General features: G+C 72.1%; 17 protein-coding genes. 7 read left to right on the forward strand and 10 right to left on the reverse strand.

What is annotated here, in order from left to right; genetic code table 11:
- Both KDL01_RS05980 and KDL01_RS05985 read left to right on the forward strand, forming a co-directional pair.
- On the forward strand, positions 1–362 hold a 362-nt coding region (locus tag KDL01_RS05980; protein WP_212527325.1), incomplete at its 5' end, for a DUF6083 domain-containing protein.
- 123 nt (positions 363–485) lie between these two features.
- The gene (locus KDL01_RS05985; RefSeq protein WP_212527326.1) at positions 486–1,805 is read left to right on the forward strand and encodes an MFS transporter; all 1,320 of its coding nucleotides are present in this window, start codon (positions 486–488) and stop codon (positions 1,803–1,805) included.
- Between the two features lie 3 nt (positions 1,806–1,808).
- On the opposite strand, the gene KDL01_RS05990 is transcribed toward KDL01_RS05985, so the two are convergent.
- The 3 genes from KDL01_RS05990 to aroQ form a co-directional block, all read right to left on the reverse strand.
- Complete coding sequence (locus KDL01_RS05990; protein ID WP_212527327.1) at positions 1,809–2,732, reverse strand: LLM class F420-dependent oxidoreductase; 924 nt, start codon at positions 2,730–2,732, stop codon at positions 1,809–1,811.
- A gap of 85 nt (positions 2,733–2,817) precedes the next feature.
- A complete protein-coding gene (locus tag KDL01_RS05995; protein ID WP_212527328.1) occupies positions 2,818–3,777 on the reverse strand; it encodes an ATP-binding protein in 960 nt (319 codons plus the stop codon).
- A gap of 169 nt (positions 3,778–3,946) precedes the next feature.
- Positions 3,947–4,414 (reverse strand): type II 3-dehydroquinate dehydratase, encoded by a 468-nt coding sequence (gene aroQ, locus KDL01_RS06000; RefSeq protein ID WP_212527329.1) that lies wholly within the window; start codon positions 4,412–4,414, stop codon positions 3,947–3,949.
- Between the two features lie 89 nt (positions 4,415–4,503).
- On the opposite strand from aroQ, the gene KDL01_RS06005 reads away from it, so the two are divergent.
- Together KDL01_RS06005 and KDL01_RS06010 are read left to right on the forward strand one after the other, a co-directional pair.
- Complete coding sequence (locus KDL01_RS06005) at positions 4,504–5,016, forward strand: DUF1003 domain-containing protein (protein WP_212527330.1); 513 nt, start codon at positions 4,504–4,506, stop codon at positions 5,014–5,016.
- Between the two features lie 43 nt (positions 5,017–5,059).
- Entirely contained in the window at positions 5,060–6,718 is a 1,659-nt protein-coding gene (locus KDL01_RS06010; protein ID WP_212527331.1) for a DUF885 domain-containing protein, read from the forward strand.
- Positions 6,719–6,789: 71 nt separating this feature from the next.
- Here KDL01_RS06010 and KDL01_RS06015 read toward each other — a convergent pair whose 3' ends face one another.
- The 4 genes from KDL01_RS06015 to KDL01_RS06030 form a co-directional block, all read right to left on the reverse strand.
- Entirely contained in the window at positions 6,790–7,461 is a 672-nt protein-coding gene (locus KDL01_RS06015) for a FadR/GntR family transcriptional regulator (protein WP_212527332.1), read from the reverse strand.
- A gap of 155 nt (positions 7,462–7,616) precedes the next feature.
- Positions 7,617–8,945 carry a Clp protease N-terminal domain-containing protein gene (locus KDL01_RS06020; protein ID WP_212527333.1) on the reverse strand — a complete coding sequence of 443 codons (1,329 nt, stop codon included), beginning with the start codon at positions 8,943–8,945 and terminating at the stop codon, positions 7,617–7,619.
- Positions 8,946–9,054: 109 nt separating this feature from the next.
- Entirely contained in the window at positions 9,055–9,498 is a 444-nt protein-coding gene (locus tag KDL01_RS06025; RefSeq protein WP_212527334.1) for a GNAT family N-acetyltransferase, read from the reverse strand.
- 96 nt (positions 9,499–9,594) lie between these two features.
- Positions 9,595–10,752, reverse strand: a complete 1,158-nt coding sequence (locus KDL01_RS06030; RefSeq protein WP_212527335.1) for an acyl-CoA dehydrogenase family protein — start codon at positions 10,750–10,752, stop codon at positions 9,595–9,597.
- A gap of 66 nt (positions 10,753–10,818) precedes the next feature.
- Between KDL01_RS06030 and KDL01_RS06035 the strand changes: the two genes are divergently transcribed.
- Positions 10,819–11,493: a TetR/AcrR family transcriptional regulator gene (locus tag KDL01_RS06035; protein WP_212527336.1), complete on the forward strand. Its 675-nt coding sequence runs from the start codon at positions 10,819–10,821 to the stop codon at positions 11,491–11,493.
- 22 nt (positions 11,494–11,515) lie between these two features.
- On the opposite strand, the gene KDL01_RS06040 is transcribed toward KDL01_RS06035, so the two are convergent.
- Together KDL01_RS06040 and KDL01_RS06045 are read right to left on the reverse strand one after the other, a co-directional pair.
- Complete coding sequence (locus KDL01_RS06040; RefSeq protein ID WP_212527337.1) at positions 11,516–12,265, reverse strand: hypothetical protein; 750 nt, start codon at positions 12,263–12,265, stop codon at positions 11,516–11,518.
- Positions 12,266–12,363: 98 nt separating this feature from the next.
- Positions 12,364–13,908, reverse strand: a complete 1,545-nt coding sequence (locus KDL01_RS06045; protein ID WP_212527338.1) for a chitinase — start codon at positions 13,906–13,908, stop codon at positions 12,364–12,366.
- Positions 13,909–14,075: 167 nt separating this feature from the next.
- Between KDL01_RS06045 and KDL01_RS44410 the strand changes: the two genes are divergently transcribed.
- Positions 14,076–15,206: an LOG family protein gene (locus tag KDL01_RS44410; RefSeq protein ID WP_212527339.1), complete on the forward strand. Its 1,131-nt coding sequence runs from the start codon at positions 14,076–14,078 to the stop codon at positions 15,204–15,206.
- Positions 15,207–15,262: 56 nt separating this feature from the next.
- Here KDL01_RS44410 and KDL01_RS06055 read toward each other — a convergent pair whose 3' ends face one another.
- Positions 15,263–15,979 carry a gamma-glutamyl-gamma-aminobutyrate hydrolase family protein gene (locus tag KDL01_RS06055; protein WP_307846130.1) on the reverse strand — a complete coding sequence of 239 codons (717 nt, stop codon included), beginning with the start codon at positions 15,977–15,979 and terminating at the stop codon, positions 15,263–15,265.
- A gap of 205 nt (positions 15,980–16,184) precedes the next feature.
- Here KDL01_RS06055 and KDL01_RS06060 point away from each other — a divergent pair, with 205 nt between their 5' ends.
- Positions 16,185–16,496, forward strand: a complete 312-nt coding sequence (locus KDL01_RS06060; protein ID WP_212527341.1) for a hypothetical protein — start codon at positions 16,185–16,187, stop codon at positions 16,494–16,496.
- Positions 16,497–16,500 lie beyond the last annotated feature (4 nt).

Genomic DNA, 16,500 nt, shown 5'->3' on the forward strand with positions numbered 1-16,500 from the left:
CCTCCACACGCCCGGCCCCGGCCCACGGCTACCGTCGGCGCGGGCTCGACCGGTGCCCGCTGTGCGAGCAGCCGGTGGAGGTCTTCCCGCTGGCCCTCGGCTCCGGCTTCGACGCGGTCGTGCCGGGCGAGTACCCGACCGCACGGGTGCCGGAGGACGCGGCCAGGCACATCGTGCGCGGGCGGCTGTGGCCCGGGCGCGACCCCGGCGGCTGGAGCCGGATCTGGCACCGGGCCGTGTGCCCCGAGGAGGCGACGCCGGAGGACACCGAACTGCTCGCGATGTGGCGGGCGCTGCGGGTGCGGCGGCGGGCCAGGGCCGAGGCCGCCCGCCCACCGGCGCCGCGGCCACCGGTGCCCTAGCCAAGCCGGTCGGGACGGCGACCGCCGGAACAGGACCTCGGCCCGCATCCGCGCGATCTCTGCATGTGAGATCCACGGCGCCCGCGTTGGCGCCGACGTGCGCGCCCGTGCCAGGCTCGGCCCATGCCCACGGGTAAGCCCGGCAACGCCGATTCGGACCTGGCATCGGAACTCCGCCGCGTCTCTGACCCGACCGCCGCCTCCGCCGAGACGCCGCCGCTCGGGCGGCCGACGGTGCTGTTGCTGGCCGCCGCCGTCGGGTCGAGTGCGGCGAGCCTGTACTACGCCCAACCGCTGCTCGCCTCGATCCGGCACGACCTCTCGCTCGGATCCGCCGCGGCGGGGCTGACGGTGACGGTCACCCAGCTCGGCTACGCGCTCGGGCTGATGTTGGCGGTGCCGCTCGGCGACCTGCTCGAGCGGCGGCGGCTGGTCATGGTCATGTGCTGCGTCAACGCGGCCGCGCTGGCACTGTGCGGCGCGAGTCCGGACGCCGCGGTCTTCTTCGTCTCCAGCGCGCTGATCGGGGTGTTCGCGGCGACCGCGCAGATCCTGGTGGCGTTCTCGGCGAACCTGGCGGCGCCGCAGGAACGCGGCCGGGTCGTGGGCACCGTGATGAGCGGGCTGCTGCTCGGCATCCTGGCCGCTCGCACCGTCGCCGGATATCTCGCGCAGGCGGGCGGATGGCGCACGGTGTATGCGTGCGCGGCCGGCCTGATGCTGCTGTTCGCCCTCGCGCTCCGGCTGAGACTGCCTCAGGCGCCGCGGATGACCGAGCTGCGTTACGGCGCACTGCTGCGTTCGACGCTCGCGCTGATGGCCGAGGAGCCGGTGCTGCGCATCAGGGCCCTGTACGGCGCGCTCGCGTTCGCCGGCTTCAGCGCGCTGTGGGCGCCGCTCGGGCTGATGCTCGCCGGGCCGCCGCACTACCTGTCCACCGGGCTGATCGGCCTGTTCGGACTGGCCGGTCTGGCCGGGGCACTCGGCGCGCCGCTGGCCGGGCGGATCGCGGACCGCGGCGGCGCCGCGCGCACCACGCTGCTGGCGGCCGTGCTGCTCACGCTCTCCTGGCTGCCGACCGCGTTCGGCCGCAGCTCGGTGCCGCTGCTGGTGCTCGGCATCGTCGTGTTCGACTTCGCCTGCCAGTCGCTGCACATCACCAACCAGTCCGAGGTCTACCGGCTGCGGCCGGATGCCCGCAGCAGGCTGACCTCGGCGTACATGACCTGCTACTTCATCGGCGGCGTGGTCGGCTCGGCACTGGCCAGCGTGATCTACGCCGAGCACGGCTGGGCCGGCTCCAGCCTGCTCGGCGCCGGATTCGGCGCCTGCACGGTGCTGGTCTGGGCCGGGCAGACGCTGCGCCGCCGCCGAGCCGCCACCGCCGACAGCCAAATCGACGGCAGCAGCGGCAGCGGCGACGGCTTGGCCGCGCGGTCCTAATATCTAGACCTGCGGCATGACCTCTTCGGCCACCAGAGCCATGTGCTCGAGGTCGGTCAAGTCGAGCACCTGCAGGTAGGCGCGCTCGGCGCCGACCTCGGCGAAGCGGCCGAGCTGGTCCACGATCTCGGCCGGGCTGCCGGTCAGGCCGTTCTCGCGCAGGTCCTCGAGCCCGCGGCCCATCGCCTCGGCCCGGCGGGCCACCTCGGCGTCGGTGCGGCCGCAGCACACCGGCTGGGCGATCGAGTGCGTCAGGGTCTTGGGATCGCGGCCGATCTTGGCGCAGGCGGCGTCGACGATCGCGAACTTCTCCCCGGTCTCCTTCACGTGGGTGAAGCCGACGTTGAAGTCCGCGGCGTAGGTGGCGGCCAGGCGCGGGGTGCGCTTGAGGCCGCCGCCGCCGACGACGATCGGCAGCGCGCCGCCCTGGGCCGGCTTGGGCAGCGCCGGGCTGTCGGTGAGCGTGTAGTGCTTGCCGGTGAAGGAGAAGGTGTCGCCGAGCTCGGTCGACCACAGGCCGGTGACGATCTGCAGCTGCTCCTCGAGGTGCGACATCCGGTCGGCCGGGAACGGGATGCCGTAGGCGGTGTGCTCGGCCTCGAACCAGCCGGCGCCCAGGCCCAGCTCGACCCGGCCACCCGACATCGCGTCCACCTGCGCGACCTGGATGGCCAGCACCCCGGGCAGCCGGAAGGTGACCGGGGACACCAGCGTGCCCAGGCGGATCCGCTTGGTCTCGCGGGCCAGGCCGGCCAGGGTGATCCACGCGTCGCTCGGACCGGGCAGGCCGTCGACCTCACCCATCTTCAGGTAGTGGTCCGAGCGGAAGAACCCGTCGAAGCCCAGGTCCTCGGCCGCCTTGGCCACCGCGAGCAGCGTCTCGTAGTCGGCGCCCTGCTGCGGTTCGGTGAAAATTCGAAGATCCATGGCCCCTATCCTCGCACCGTCCCCGGACCCGGCGGGACCAGGCCGCCGGTCGCGACGGACCTGGGCCGCGGCCACGGCCGAGGGCTCAGCGGGCGGGGGTGGCGAACTCGGGGTCGATCTGCGCCGTGACGTCGGTGCCCGCGGCGCGGTTGGCCCAGGCCAGCGCGTTCTTGGTGTGGAAGAGGTGGGCCAGCGAGGTCATCCGGGCGTCGTCGCGCACGGTGGCGTCGACCTCGGCCAGCATCCGGCCGAGCAGGGCCCGGCCGGCCGGTTCGAAGCCCTCGAAGCCGGGGCGGCGGCCGCGGTCCAGGGCCCTGATATAGCGCGAGTCGCCCATCCAGCCGACCAGCGCGTCCCCGATCTCGGCGCGCAGGAACGCCTCGTCGTCGGCGTCCGCGACCTTGTTGCCCACCACACGCACCGGGATGCCGTATTCGGAGGCGTATTCGGTGTACTGCCGGTAGACGGCGACGGACTTGCAGGTCGGCTCGACCACCAGGAAGGTGACGTCGAACCGGGTGAACAGGCCGGAGGCGAAGGCGTCCGCGCCCGCGGTCATGTCGAGCACGACATACTCGCCGCGGCCGTCGAGCAGGTGGTTGAGGTAGAGCTCGGCCGCGCCGACCTTGGAGTGGTAGCAGGCGACGCCCAGGTCCTGCTCGGCGAAGGCCCCGGTGACCATCAGCCGCACGCCGGCGAGTTCGCCGTGCAGGGCGAGGGTGCACCAGTCCTCGAGCGGCGAGGCTTCGGCGAAGCGGATCAGCCGCGATCCGGCGCCGGGCGGGGTCGTCTTGACCATCTGCGCGGCCGAGGCGATGCGCGGGTTCTCCCCGCGCAGGTACTCCTTGATCTCCGGCAGCACGGCGCTCATCGGGGCGAGGTCGTCGAGCTGATGCGCGGTCAGGCCGAGGGCGTTGCCGAGGTGCTGGTTGATGTCGGCGTCGACGGCCACCACCGGCCGCCCGAGCCGGGCCAGCTCCCGGATGAAGAGCGCGGAGAACGTCGTCTTGCCGCTGCCGCCCTTGCCCACGAACGCGATCCGCACGGTCCTCAGCCTCCTGAATCCACACCATGATTGAATATGGTTGTCGTTTTCACGAGTCTGACACGGCTCCCTGACACCCTGTCAACGAACGCTGGGCCGAACGGGTGTGCGCGTGGGACTCGCGCACCCCGTCGTTCCCTCGTTCAGCCCAGCCACAGCCGACGGGTGCTCAATTCAGCAGCGCGCACACCCGCGCGATGGCGAAGGCGTAGCCCTGCACCCCGCAGCCCGCGATCACGCCGTCCGCGACCGAGGAGACGTAGGAGTGGTGGCGGTAGGCCTCGCGCTTGTGGATGTTCGAGATGTGCACCTCGACCACCGGTTTGCCGTCCAGGGCGGCGAGCGCGTCGTGCAGGGCGACCGAGGTGTGGCTGTAGCCGGCCGGGTTGATCACGATGCCCACGTGCGCTTCGCGGGCCTCCTGGATCCAGTCGATCAGCACGCCCTCGTGGTTGGACTGGCGGAAGTCGACCGCGCGGCCGTACCCGTGGGCCGTCTTCACGCACAGCGCCTCGACGTCGGCGAGGGTGTCGCGGCCGTAGATCTCCGGTTCGCGCACGCCGAGCAGGTTGAGGTTGGGGCCGTTGAGCACCAGGATCGGCGCGGACGGCGTGGGGATTCGGGATGCAGAGGTCACGATTCATCATCTTGCCCCAGCCGCACACCCGTCGGCGCCACTAGACTGCGCCGCCGACGGGAAAACATCCATCGCGGAGGACAGCCGGTATGAGCAGCCTTTACGAGCACATCGCCCACCCCCATGTCTCGGCTCGCAAGGCGGCCGGCCCGGTGAAGGTGGCCGAGCAGCACAAGACCGGAAACGCAGCCGCGCGGTTCAACACCAAGCTGGCCATCTGGATCACCACGGTCGTCGGCAGCATGTGGTGCGCCTACGTCTTCGCCCTGATGGACCTGTTCAGCCTGCCCTCCGCCATCCGCGGCGGCTCCGGCACGCTCATCGCCTGGATCGCGCAGACCTTCCTGCAGCTGGTCCTGCTCTCGATCATCATGGTGGGCCAGAACGTGCAGGCGGACGCGGCGGACAAGCGGGCCGAGGCGACCTATCACGACGTCACCGCCGTGCTGCACGAGAACGCCCAGCTCCAGGCGCACCTCGCGGCCCAGGACCAGCTGCTGACGAAGATAGCGGCGAAGCTCGGCCTCGACCCGGTGCCGGTGATCGACCTGCCCGAGGGCACCGACCCGGTGTCGGCCGACGAGGCGCCCGCCACGGAATAATCCTGCCGCCGCCAGCGAGGGTGAACGGCTAGGGTCTCACTCTATGAACACCCTCAACGAAATCGCCGACGACTACGTCGAGCGTGTTGCCGTCCTCGAACCGATCCTCGCCACCTACACGGGTATCGCCGGGCACGATGACCGTCTGCCCGACCTGACCGTCGAGGGCTACGACGAACGGGCCGAGCTCGACCGGGCGACCCTGGCCGCGGTCACCGCGTACGCCGCCGGATCGGCGGACGAGAAGGTGGCCAGGCTCGCCATGATCGAGCGGCTCGGTCTGGCCGTGGAGGCGCACGACGCGGGTGACGACACCCGCCAGCTCGACGTGATCGCCAGTCAGGTCCAGGGCGTACGCCAGGCTTTCGACCTCATGCCGACCGAGGGCGAGGCGGCGGTGGTGAACATCGCCAAGCGGATGGCCGCGGTGCCCACGGCCTACCGGCAGCTCGGGCAGACGCTGCTGGCCTCGGCCCGGGACGGACGCGCCCCGGCCGAGCGCCAGGTGCTCGAGGTGGCGAAGCAGTGTGAGAACTGGGCGAAGCCGGAGGGCGGCTTCTACCAGTCGCTGATCGCGGGCCTCGAGGCCGCGGGCGGCCTGCGCACCGACCTCGAGCGGGCCGCCGAGGAGGCGTCGCAGGCCACCGCGGAACTCGGCGCGTTCCTCAAGTCCGAACTGCTCCCCCTCGCGGTGCGCGAGGACGCGGTGGGCCGCGAGCGTTACGCGCGCGCGTCGCGGGAGTTCCTCGGCGCGACGGTGGACCTGGACGAGGCGTACGAGTGGGGTTGGGCCGAGGTGGCCCGGCTGGAGGCCGAGCAGCGCCGGGTGGCCGGGCTGATCAAGGCGGACGCCACCGCGCTCGAGGCCATGGAGCTGCTCGACGCCGACCCGGCCCGCCGGATCGCCGGCCGGGAGAACTTCCGGGCCTGGATGCAGGATCTGGCCACCCGCACCATCGACGAGCTGCACGGGGTGCACTTCGACATCCCCGAGCCGGCCCGGCGGATCGAGGCCTGCCTCGCCCCGACCGGTGACGGCGGGGTCTACTACACCGGGCCGAGCGAGGACTGGAGCCGGCCCGGCCGGATGTGGTGGTCGGTGCCGGACGGCGTGGAGGAGTTCTCCACCTGGCAGGAGGTCACCACCGTCTACCACGAGGGCGTGCCGGGCCACCACCTGCAGGTCTCCGCGGCGGTGTACCAGCAGGAGAAGCTCAACCGCTGGCAGCGGCTGCTGTGCTGGGTCTCCGGGCACGGCGAGGGCTGGGCCCTGTACTCGGAGCGGCTGATGGAAGAGCTCGGATACCTCCAGGATCCGGGCGCGCACCTGGGCATGCTGGACATGCAGATGCTGCGGGCCGCGCGCGTCGTGGTCGACCTCGGCGTGCACCTGCGGCTGCCGATCCCGGCGGGCACCGGCTGGCGCGAGGGCGAGGTGTGGAACCCCGAGCTGGCCTGGGAGTTCCTGCGCGCGCACTCGCGGATGGAGGAGCCCAACCTGCGCTTCGAGCTCAACCGCTACCTCGGCTGGCCGGGCCAGGCGCCGTCGTACAAGCTGGGCGAGAAGATCTGGCTGGAGGCCAGGGACCAGGCGAAGGCGCGCAAGGGCGCCGCGTTCAGCCTCAAGGAGTTCCACGACCAGGCTCTGGCCCTCGGCTCACTCGGCCTCGACCCGCTGCAGAAGGTGCTGGCCGAGCTCTGAGACCCGCGGCGGTCCCGCGCGCTCGCCGCCGAAGTCGGGCAGGCCGGCGGCGAGCGCGCGGGCCGCGGGGGTCACAGGACCGAGGCGAGCCAGCGTTCGACGTTCGCGATGTGCACGGTGGACCAGGAGCGCGCGGCCTCGGCGTCGCCGGCCTCGAGCGCGTCGAGGATCGCGGCGTGCTCGGCCAGGGTGCGCTCCATCGCCGAGGGCTCGGTCAGGCCGCGCCAGATGCGGGCGCGCATGGTCGGGGTGGAGAGGGTCTCGAGCAGCGAGCACAGCACCTGGTTGCCGGTGGTGGCGGCGATCCTGCGGTGGAACTCGAGGTCGGCCGCGATGAGCTTGTCGATGCCCTCGGCGGGGCCGGCCGAGCCGAGCAGTTCGCGCAGCGCGGCGACCTCCTCGGCACCGATGCGGTGCGCGGCCAGCGCGGTGGCGGCGGGCTCGAGGATGCGGCGCACGGCCAGGAACTCGAGCACCTGGTCGTCCCGGTGGAAGTCCACGATGAAGTTCAGCGCCTCGAGCAGCAGCGGGGATTCGAGGCTGGTGACGTAGGTGCCGTCGCCCTGGCGCACGTCCAGGATGTTCATCAGGCTCAGAGCCTTGACGGCCTCGCGCAGCGAGTTGCGCGACAGGCCGAGATCGGTGGCCAGATCGGCCTCCTTGGGCAGGCGCTGGCCGGGCCGCAGCGCCCCGGAGACGATCATCTCCTTGATCTTCTCGATCGCCTCGTCGGTGACCGCCATGATTCGTGCCCCCTTCGCCGAGGCTCCCGAAAGCCGAGCTCCGGCGTTGATCGTGCCGTGCGGAGCCTGAGCGCACACAGTAGGCGAAGCCCGACCGGGTGTCCACTCGCGGCCCAGGCCGTCGGACGTGCGGCGTCGGACGTCCGGCGGCCCCGTCAGGACACTTCCGGTTCCGCGCGCAGATCCTCGGGGCGCACCGCGGGCGCGGGCGGGACGGTGGCGGTGAGCGCGACGCGGGCGGCCGCTTCGTCGAGCAGGTCCACGGCCGCGCCGGGCAGCACCCGGGCGCCGTCGGCCGCGGCGCGGAGCCCGCCGAGCTCGATCGCGGCGGCCAGGGTCTCGTCCGCGATCGCGACGCCGTGGTGCCGGTCGAGCTCCGGCCGCAGCACGCGCAGGATCTCGGCGCTCAGCACGGCGTCCGCGGCGGGCACCGGGATGAGCGTGAAACGTTCGGCGAGAGCGGGGGCTTCCTCGGCCAGCCGGGCGTTAGCGTCCGCGGTGCCGGTGAGGATCAGCGGGGTGTCGGAGTCGGCCAGTTCGCTCAGTGTCGCGGCCAGTCCGGCCACACCGACGGCCGCGAACGCGGCGAACAGCGCGTCCAGATCCTCGACCACCACCACCAGGTGCCGGTGCGGCTGGATCAGCCGGCCCGGGCCGAGCCGCAGCGCGGACGGGCGCAGTTCGATCAGCGTGGCGTGGCCGGCGGTGCCGGGCCGCAGGCCGCGGACCTCCACCGTCTGGCGCGCCCAGCGCACGAGGGCGGATTTGCCGGCCCCGCTCGGACCGATCACCAGGGCGTTGTTGCGCTCGCGGCGGCCGAGCGCGGCCAGCAGCGGCCCGGTCAGTTCGGGCCTCGGCACGACCGGGTCGTCCGGCCGGCGCGGCGTTCGGATCAGGCCCCTGAGCTCCTCGGGGACGGACTCGCCGTCCCGGCGCCGGAGGAATCCGCGCAGCCGTGCGGAGGAGCGGGGCGGGAGTGGGGCGCCGCCGGAGCGGGCGTGCGTCATCGAGGTGCTCATCGCCTCCTGCGCCTCCTCGGGGGTGCCGGCGCGCTGCCTGATCAGGGCCATGGTCTCGCCGCGCACCTGGTCGACGCCGCCGGGCACCGTCGCGTCGAGGATGCGCGAGCCGGCGCAGTCCTCCCGCAGCAGGCCGAGCAGCAGCGACTCGGTGGAGATGTAGGCGACGCCGCGGGTGAGTGAGTCCTCGAACGCGTAGGTGAGGACGGTCTTGGCGCCGACGGTGAAGGGTATGTGCCCGGTCGGATCCGTGGAGCCCGGCCCGTCGATCTCGAGGACCTGCCGGCGCACCGCGTCCCTCGTCACCCCGCACCGGCCGAGTGCGAGCGCTGCGATCCCCTCCGACTCGGCGAGCAACCCGAGCAGCAGGTGAGCGGAGTCGATCACCGGATGCCGCAGCAGCCGTGCCTCCTCCTGCGCGAGTACCAGGACTCTGCGGGCGCTATGCGTGAAACGCTCGAACATGATTCCAACGTACTGCGCGGGCGTGGCGCGTGCCCGCGCGGAACCGCAGGGTGCTGCGTCGCCCGGTGTCAGGGCCCGGTGTTCAGGGCCCGGTGTCAGAGACCCGGTGTCAGTGCTCGACGGAACGCAGCTCGCCGAGCGGGCGCACCCAGCGGCGCCACTGGTCCTCGCGGGCGTACCCGGCCGCGGCCCAGGCCAGCTGTCCGGTCTCGTTGCGCTCGAGCACCATGGCGTCGGTGCGGCGCCCACCGAGGGCGGCGAAACGGTCGTGGGCGGCTTCCAGCAGCGCGGAGCCGATGCCCTCGCGGCGGCGGTCCGGGGAGACGGCCAGCCGGTAGAGATGGCAGCGCCAGCCGTCGAATCCGGCGATCACGCTGCCGACGATGCGGGTGTCGTCGAGGGCGAGCAGCAGCGCGCCGGGGTCGCGCTCGATCAGGATGCGTACACCGTCCACGTCGTCCGTGATGGACGTGCCCTCGGCCGCGTCACGCCAGAACTCGAGCACCTCGGCCGCCTGTCCGGACTCGGCCGGACGGATCGCGATCTTGTCCATGCCGCCATCCCAGCACATCGCGCGCAGCGCGAGAACCCCGTGCCCACCAGGCGAGACGGCCGGGGCACGGGGTTCGGGCGGCGCGGGCCGCGGAGACTACAGTCCGAGCGACTTCGCGATGATCGTGCGCATGATCTCGCTGGTGCCGCCGTAGAGCCGGGAGACCCGGGTGTCGGCGTACAGGCGGGCGATCGGGTACTCGTTGATGTAGCCGTAGCCGCCGTGCAGCTGCAGGCACTTGTCGATGATGCGCCCGGCCGCCTCGGTGGTGAACAGCTTGCAGGCCGCGGCGTCGGCCGCGGTGAGCTTGCCCTGGTCGAACAGCTCCACCGCGCGGTCGGTCATCGCCTGCGCGGCCTGGTACTCCGCCTCGCAGTCGGCGAGCACGAACTTCGTGTTCTGGAACGCGGCGACCGGCTGGCCGAAGGCCTTGCGCTCCTTGACGTACGCGGTCGCGAAGCCGATCGCAGCCGCGGCCTGGGCGGTGGAGCCGACCACGATGGCCAGCCGCTCCTCGACCAGGTTGTGCGTCAGGTACTTGAAGGCCTGGCCCTCCTCGCCGAGCAGGTCCTCCACCGGGACCCGCACGTCCTGGAACGCGAGCTCGGCGGTGTCCGAGGTCTTCAGGCCGATCTTGTCGAGCTTCTTGCCGACCGAGTAGCCCGGGGACTTGGTGTCCACGAACAGGATGGAAAGGCCGCCGCGGCGGTCCTCCGGGGTGGCCGGGGAGGTGCGCGCGACCACGAGCACGCGGTCGGCCAGCACGCCGCCGGAGATGAAGGTCTTGGCTCCGTTGAGGACGTAGTGCGTGCCGTCCTCGGAGAGCTTGGCCGTGGTGGCAATGCCGGCCAGGTCGGAGCCGGTGCCCGGCTCGGTCATGGCCAGGGCGCCCATCATCTCGCCGGAGACGAACGGGGGCATCCAGCGCTGCTTCTGCTCCTCGGTGGCGAAGGCGAGCAGGTAGGGGCGCACCAGGTTCACGTGGATGCCCTCGGCGCCGAAGGTGACGCCCGCGCGGGCGGTCTCCTCCATGATGACGGCCTCGAACTTGTACGAGGTCTCCCCCGCGCCGCCGTATTCCTCGGGCACGTGTATGCCGTGCACTCCGAGCTCGCCGAGCCGGAGGTAGAACTCGCGCGGCGGGTGGCCCGCCTTCTCCCACTCCGAGTACACCGGCACGACCTCGGACTCGATGAAGTCCCTGATCATGGCACGGAAGGCCTCGTGGTCCTCGTCGTAGATGCTCCGAAGCACCTTCGTACCCCTATCCTGTGTCTCGCCTACTCATCGAACGCTCGTTAAGCTACTCGTGAGTAGCCCATGCTGTCCAGACCGGAGGTCCCCGTGGCCGCACGTCCCGCAGGCCACCAGTCCCTGCTCGCCGCCGCCTCGGCGCAGTTCGCCGAGCGGGGCTTCCACGCGGTCTCCATTCGGGAGATCGCGGCCGCCGCCGGGGTGAGCCTGTCCGCTCTGTACCACTATTACCCGGGCAAGCACGCGCTGCTCGCGGCGTTGCTGCACGAGGGGATGGACGACTACCAGGCCCGCTGCGACGAGGCGGTGGCCGAGGCCGGGCACGACCCGGCCCGGCGGCTCGCGGCCGTGGTGGGCGCGACGGTGCGGTACCGGGCCGAGCGCTCGGAGGCCAGCCTGCTGCTGATGAACGAGGCCAGGGCGCTGGAACCGGCCGAGCGCGAGCGCTACCGGACCCGGCAGCGTGAGGCGAGCAACCGGTTCCGCGAACCGATCGACGCCGGGGTGGCCGCCGGCATCTTCACCACGCCCTACCCCGACGACGTGCGGCGCACCATCATCGCCGCGTCCAACGCGGTGGCGCAGTGGTACCGCCCGGACGGCCCCGACTCGCTCGACGACCTGGTGGAGCGGCAGGTGTTCCTGGCCTACCGGATGCTCGGGTACGAGCCGCGCAACCCCAACGCGCGCGGCGCACACACGGCGACTGCCGCCGGCCGGAGCCGGCGGCGGTCGCCGTGACGGTGCGGGTGCAGCGGGAGACTCAGACCTTGAAGAACTCGCTGGTGCGCGCGTCCTTCATCGGCCCGCCCTCGCGCCGGACCCGGCGCAGCTCCTCGAGGTTCTCGAGACTCAGCGTACTGCCGGGCTCGGTGGAGACCTCGGTGAGCGTGCGCTCCTCGCCGCTGCGCCCGCCGCGCTCGGCCTCGGCCGGCTCGGCGCGCTTGACCGCGTAGGCGATGGCCGCCGCGCAGCCCGGCAGCCAGCCGATCAGCGCGCCGACCAGGGCCATGGTGGCGGCCTGGAGGGTGAGGATGTCGCCGGGGCGGGTCTGCGCGGTGACCGTGACGAAGGCCTCGCGCAGTTGGGCTCCCGCGCCGACGTGGTGGTCGACGAGGCCCGCGATCAGTCCGGCGAACGCCCCGGTGAGCGTCGCCACGGCCCAGACCCCGACGATCAGGGAGAGCTTGGCGCGACGCAGCGCGAGTCCGCCGGCCAGGGCGCGGGCGCCGGCCAGGATGAGCAGGGGCCAGACGGCGTCGAGCACGAGGGCGGCCGTCCAGGCGGACGAGCCTCCCAGCGCGTTCGCGCCGGTGGTCCAGTGGAACACCTGCAGGGTGCCGGCCAGCAGCGGTACCTTGTTCGCCCCGGCGTCCTTCGGCAGTGCACTGATCGTGGAGTAGCTCCACGGGTTGCCGAGCCCGGCGGTGAGCGCGAGGGCGGTTCCGGCCGCCGCCGAGGCGATGCCCCAGCGGCGGCGCGGGGAGAGCGTGGACAGGTAGGTGCGTGCCATGGCCGGTGAGCCTGGCACGCACCCACCTGCCGGACAAGGCAGCCGGTCTACTCTTTACCAAAGTATTGAGTAGCCTCGCGGTCACCCTGCGGCGCCGGTCAGGACATCGCGGCCAGGTGGGCGCCGACGGTGTTCAGGAAGGCGTAGCCGTTGGACGCGTCCCAGTTGATCGACCAGTCCATCGCTCCGCCGATGCCGGGCCACTTGGCCGTCGGGACGAAGCTGCCGCAGTTGGTGCCCGAGGCCAGGCAGTCGAGCGCGTTGTCCACCACGCTCGGCGCCACGTAGCCGCTGCCCGCCGCGGAGCTCGAGGCCGGCAGGCCGAGGCCCACCTGGGACGGGTTCAGCCCGCCCTGCAGTTCGGTGCAGGCCAGCGCGGTCATGAAGTTCTCGGTGGACTCGCTGTAGACGTTGCCGTCACAGCCGTTCATCGAACCGCTGTTGTAGTACTGGGTGTAGGAGATCGTCAGGATCGACTTGATGTCCAGGGCCAGCTGGAAGTAGTCCCCGGAGGTCGTGTAGACGTCGATGGTCTGCGGCGCCAGGGTGATGATCAGCGAGGAGCCGGCCAGCGCGGAGAGGTCTTGCAGCGCCTGGGCCGTGTACGTCACGTTGACGCCGTTCTCCAGGTCGATGTCCACGCCGTCGAAGCCGTACTGCTTCATCAGGGCATAGACACTGTTGGCGAAGTTGGTCGCCGCGGTGGAGGAGCCGATGGTGATGGTGCCGTTCTGCCCGCCGACCGAGAGGATCACCTTCTGGCCGCGCGAGTGCAGCGTGGCCACGTCGGAGGTGAACTGGGCCGCCGTGTAGCCGCCGAGGGCGGTGGACAGGCCGGAGTCGATGGAGAAGGTGACGCCGCCGTCGTTGGCCGAGTCGGCGCTGGCGAAGGCCACGTCGACCAGGTTGTAGCCCTGCGGCACCTGAGCGAGCGTCAGGGCCTCGGCGCCGTTGGTGAAGTCCTGCCAGTACCCGGCCAGCACGTGCTTGGGCAGGCCGGAGCTGGAGGTGCCGGTGGAGGTGGAGGTGGGCGAGGCCGAGGGGCTGGCCGACTTGGACGCGGAGGCCGACGGGCTGGCCGAGGCGGACGCGGACGCGCTGGCCGAGGCCGAGGGGCTGGCCGAGGCCGTGGTGGGCGAGGCCGAGGCGCTCGAGCCGGCGCCGGCCGGGCCGGTGAGCGCGAGGTTGTCGGCGTAGTACGTGCCCTGCGCGTACCAGCCGTGGGTGTAGACCGTGACAGAGGTCTGGGACGCGCCGGTGGTGAAGCTGGTGGACAGCGCGGTCCAGGTGGAGGCGGACGGGGTCCAGGTGTCGGCGCCGCCGGTGATGCCGAGGTAGACGTAGTTGCCCTCGAACTCGCCGGACAGGGTGTAGGCGGTGTTCGGCTGGACCGAGACGGTCTGGGTGCACTGGGCGTCGTCCGAGTTGTTCGCGGCGCCCGCCAGCGCGTAGGTGTCACCGGTATAGACCGGACTGGTGACCACCGAGCCGGTGCCCGCGTCACAGGTCCAGCCGGACAGGGTGCCGGTACCGAAACTGGGGTTCGCCAGGAGGTTGGTGCTCGCCGCTTGTGCTTGCGCGGCGAAGATCGCACCGCCGACGGCGAGTGCCGCGGCCGTGGTGGCGGCGATGGCGATGCGCATGCGCCGGGGGTGGGAAGCGTGCTGTGGTGCCATGGGTACGGGTGGGTCCCTTCACGCTGTCGGCCCCCCGCCGCCCAGCGCGCCGAGGGATCCGTGGGGAGAATGATTGGACTAGACCAATGCACTCGTCAAGACCCCGAAGCCTAAGAGAAGGTCAAGACCGGCTTGTGCGAAGTGAAACCCTGATCAACGATCAGGCGATAGACTCGGCCTTCGTGGAGATCGAGTCGCTGGGCCAGTTCGACGCGTACGTCGCGGCACACTCCGGAAGCCTGGCCGGCTGCCGGATCCAGGGCGTGGATCTCAGAGATCGTGGTTGGGAGCTGCGGGCGGGCGACGTCGCGGACTCGGCCTTCCTCGGCTGCCTGCTGAGCGACTCGGTGGCCGGCGACCTGCGCCTGCGCGGCGCGCTGGTCTTCCCGCCCAGCCCGCACCTGCCGTTCGACCCGTACCGGATAGCGCTCTACACGGCCGAGGAGCTCTACGACGGGATCGCGGACAAGCCCTACGAGCAGACCACCGACGCGCTCGCCTACCACTGGGACCAGCTGCCGCTCGGGCGCGAGGACGTGCTCGGCCTGGTCCTGCGCTCGCTGCACGACGACTCGATCTCGGACGCGCTGGACGAGTGGGCCGCGGGCCACCGGATCGTCGGGGTGATGGGCGGGCACTCGCTCGAGCGCGGCACGGACGGCTACCGGCAGGCGGCGCTGCTCGGCCGGAGCCTGTCGCGCAACGGATTCACCGTCGCCACCGGCGGCGGCCCCGGCGCGATGGAGGCGGCGAACCTGGGCGCGTACCTGGCGCCGCATCCGGACGCGGCCCTGGCCGAGGCGCTCGACCTGCTCGCCGCCGTCCCCGGGTACGCGGACGTGACCGCGTGGGCCCGGGCCGCCTTCACCGTGCGCGAGCGCTTTCCGGTGGCCGACTCCGGCGTCTCGCTCTCGGTCCCGACCTGGTTCTACGGCCACGAACCGCCGAACCCGTTCGCCACGGCCGTCGCGAAGTACTTCTCCAACGCGCTGCGCGAGGACGTGCTGCTGGCGCACGCGGACTCGGCGCTGGTCTACCTGCCCGGGGCGGCCGGGACGGTGCAGGAGGTCTTCCAGGCCGCGACGCCCGCGTACTACGGCAGCGCGCTCGCCCGCCGGATGATCCTGGTCGGCGTGTCCTACTGGACCAAGGTGATCCCGGCCTGGCCGCTGCTGCGCAAGCTGGCCGAGGGACGGCCGATGGAGTCGGGGCTGCACCTGGTGGACACGGTCGCGGAGGCCGGGATCCTCCTGTCCCGGCCCTGAGGGCGGGCCGGATTCCGCCGCGGCGTCGGCGGTGCGTGGGCGCGGACGGGGCCGCGTCAGCTCGCGGCGCGCACCAGCGCGGCGAACAGGGCCGGGTCGTCGCGGATCTCGGGGTGCCACTGCACGCCGAGCAGAAACCGGCGGTCCGGGTTCCACACCGCCTCCACCGTCTCGTCCAGCGCCCAGCCGGTGGCCTTGAGCCCCTCGCCGAGCGCGTCCACGGCCTGATGGTGGTAGCAGGGCACGTCGATGGTGGGCCCGAGCAGGGATCCGGGCATGGCCGCGGTGTCCAGGCGCACCCGGACCGTGCCGAACACGCCGGGGGCGGGCCGGTGGCGCTGGCCGCCGGCGAGTTCCGGCAGGTGCTGCACGAGCGTGCCGCCGCAGTGCACGTTGATCAGCTGCATGCCGCGGCAGATCCCGAACACCGGCCGGTCCCGGTCCAGCGCCGCGGTCAGCAGCGCGGACTCCCAGGTGTCGCGGTCGGACTGGAAGCGCTCTGCGTACGGGTCGGGCGCGGCGCCGTAGCGCACCGGCTCGATGTCCGGGCCGCCGGTCAGGATCAGCCCGTCGAGCGTGTCCATCACCTGCGGGGCCGCGTCGTCGGAGCTGAGCGGCAGCAGCACCGGCAGGCCGCCGGCCTGGGTGAGTAAGTCCACGTAGTTGTGGGGCAGCAGCGCCGCCTGTGTGTGCCACACGCCCCAGGAAGCGTGCTCGCGGTAGGCGGTCAGGCCTATCAACGGACGCCGAGAGCGAGGCGAAAGTGTGTTCACGGGGTTGGTCTTTCCCTCTCCGGCACCGGTTTAGGCCCCGTATGCGACCAGCGCGAAGAGTGCGGCGGTGAGCGGAGTATCGCAGGGATCGGACAGATTCGGCGCCCGCGCGGGGGCTCCGGCGCCGGGCGCCCCGGACGGCCGCCGCACACAACCGTCGGGCCGCGTACGATACTGCTTTCAGTCGAGTGGGAAAGCGGTCCGGATGCAGCAGCAGGTAGAAGCGAGACGATCGGCCAGTTGGGCGGCGATACTGCTGCCCCTGCTCGCGGTGGGCGCAGCCGCGGCCTGTTTCGCCGACGGGCTGGTGGTCGGCGGTACCGGCCACGCGCCGATCCTGACGTACCTGCTGCCGCTCGTGATCTCCCCCGTGCTCGCCGCGCTCTTCGCGGTGGCCGCCGCCCTGGTGCGCCGGGGCCGGGTCTACTGGCTCTCGACCGGATACCTGCTCGTCGCGGGCAGCCTGGCCACCGGCCTGGTCGCGGCGAACGCGGCCAAGCACGGCAGCGGGCTATAGGTCG

The sequence above is a fragment of the Actinospica durhamensis genome (assembly GCF_018139695.1).
GTDB classification, from domain to species: domain Bacteria; phylum Actinomycetota; class Actinomycetes; order Streptomycetales; family Catenulisporaceae; genus Actinospica; species Actinospica durhamensis.

Coding starts and splice junctions, on each gene's coding strand:
- KDL01_RS05985 (WP_212527326.1), top strand. CDS start 486: ATGCCCACGGGTAAGCCCGGCAACGCCGATTCGGACCTGGCATCGGAA.
- KDL01_RS05990 (WP_212527327.1), bottom strand. CDS start 2,732: ATGGATCTTCGAATTTTCACCGAACCGCAGCAGGGCGCCGACTACGAG.
- KDL01_RS06005 (WP_212527330.1), top strand. CDS start 4,504: ATGAGCAGCCTTTACGAGCACATCGCCCACCCCCATGTCTCGGCTCGC.
- KDL01_RS06010 (WP_212527331.1), top strand. CDS start 5,060: ATGAACACCCTCAACGAAATCGCCGACGACTACGTCGAGCGTGTTGCC.
- KDL01_RS06015 (WP_212527332.1), bottom strand. CDS start 7,461: ATGGCGGTCACCGACGAGGCGATCGAGAAGATCAAGGAGATGATCGTC.
- KDL01_RS06020 (WP_212527333.1), bottom strand. CDS start 8,945: ATGTTCGAGCGTTTCACGCATAGCGCCCGCAGAGTCCTGGTACTCGCG.
- KDL01_RS06025 (WP_212527334.1), bottom strand. CDS start 9,498: ATGGACAAGATCGCGATCCGTCCGGCCGAGTCCGGACAGGCGGCCGAG.
- KDL01_RS06035 (WP_212527336.1), top strand. CDS start 10,819: ATGCTGTCCAGACCGGAGGTCCCCGTGGCCGCACGTCCCGCAGGCCAC.
- KDL01_RS06040 (WP_212527337.1), bottom strand. CDS start 12,265: ATGGCACGCACCTACCTGTCCACGCTCTCCCCGCGCCGCCGCTGGGGC.
- KDL01_RS06045 (WP_212527338.1), bottom strand. CDS start 13,908: ATGCGCATCGCCATCGCCGCCACCACGGCCGCGGCACTCGCCGTCGGC.
- KDL01_RS06060 (WP_212527341.1), top strand. CDS start 16,185: ATGCAGCAGCAGGTAGAAGCGAGACGATCGGCCAGTTGGGCGGCGATA.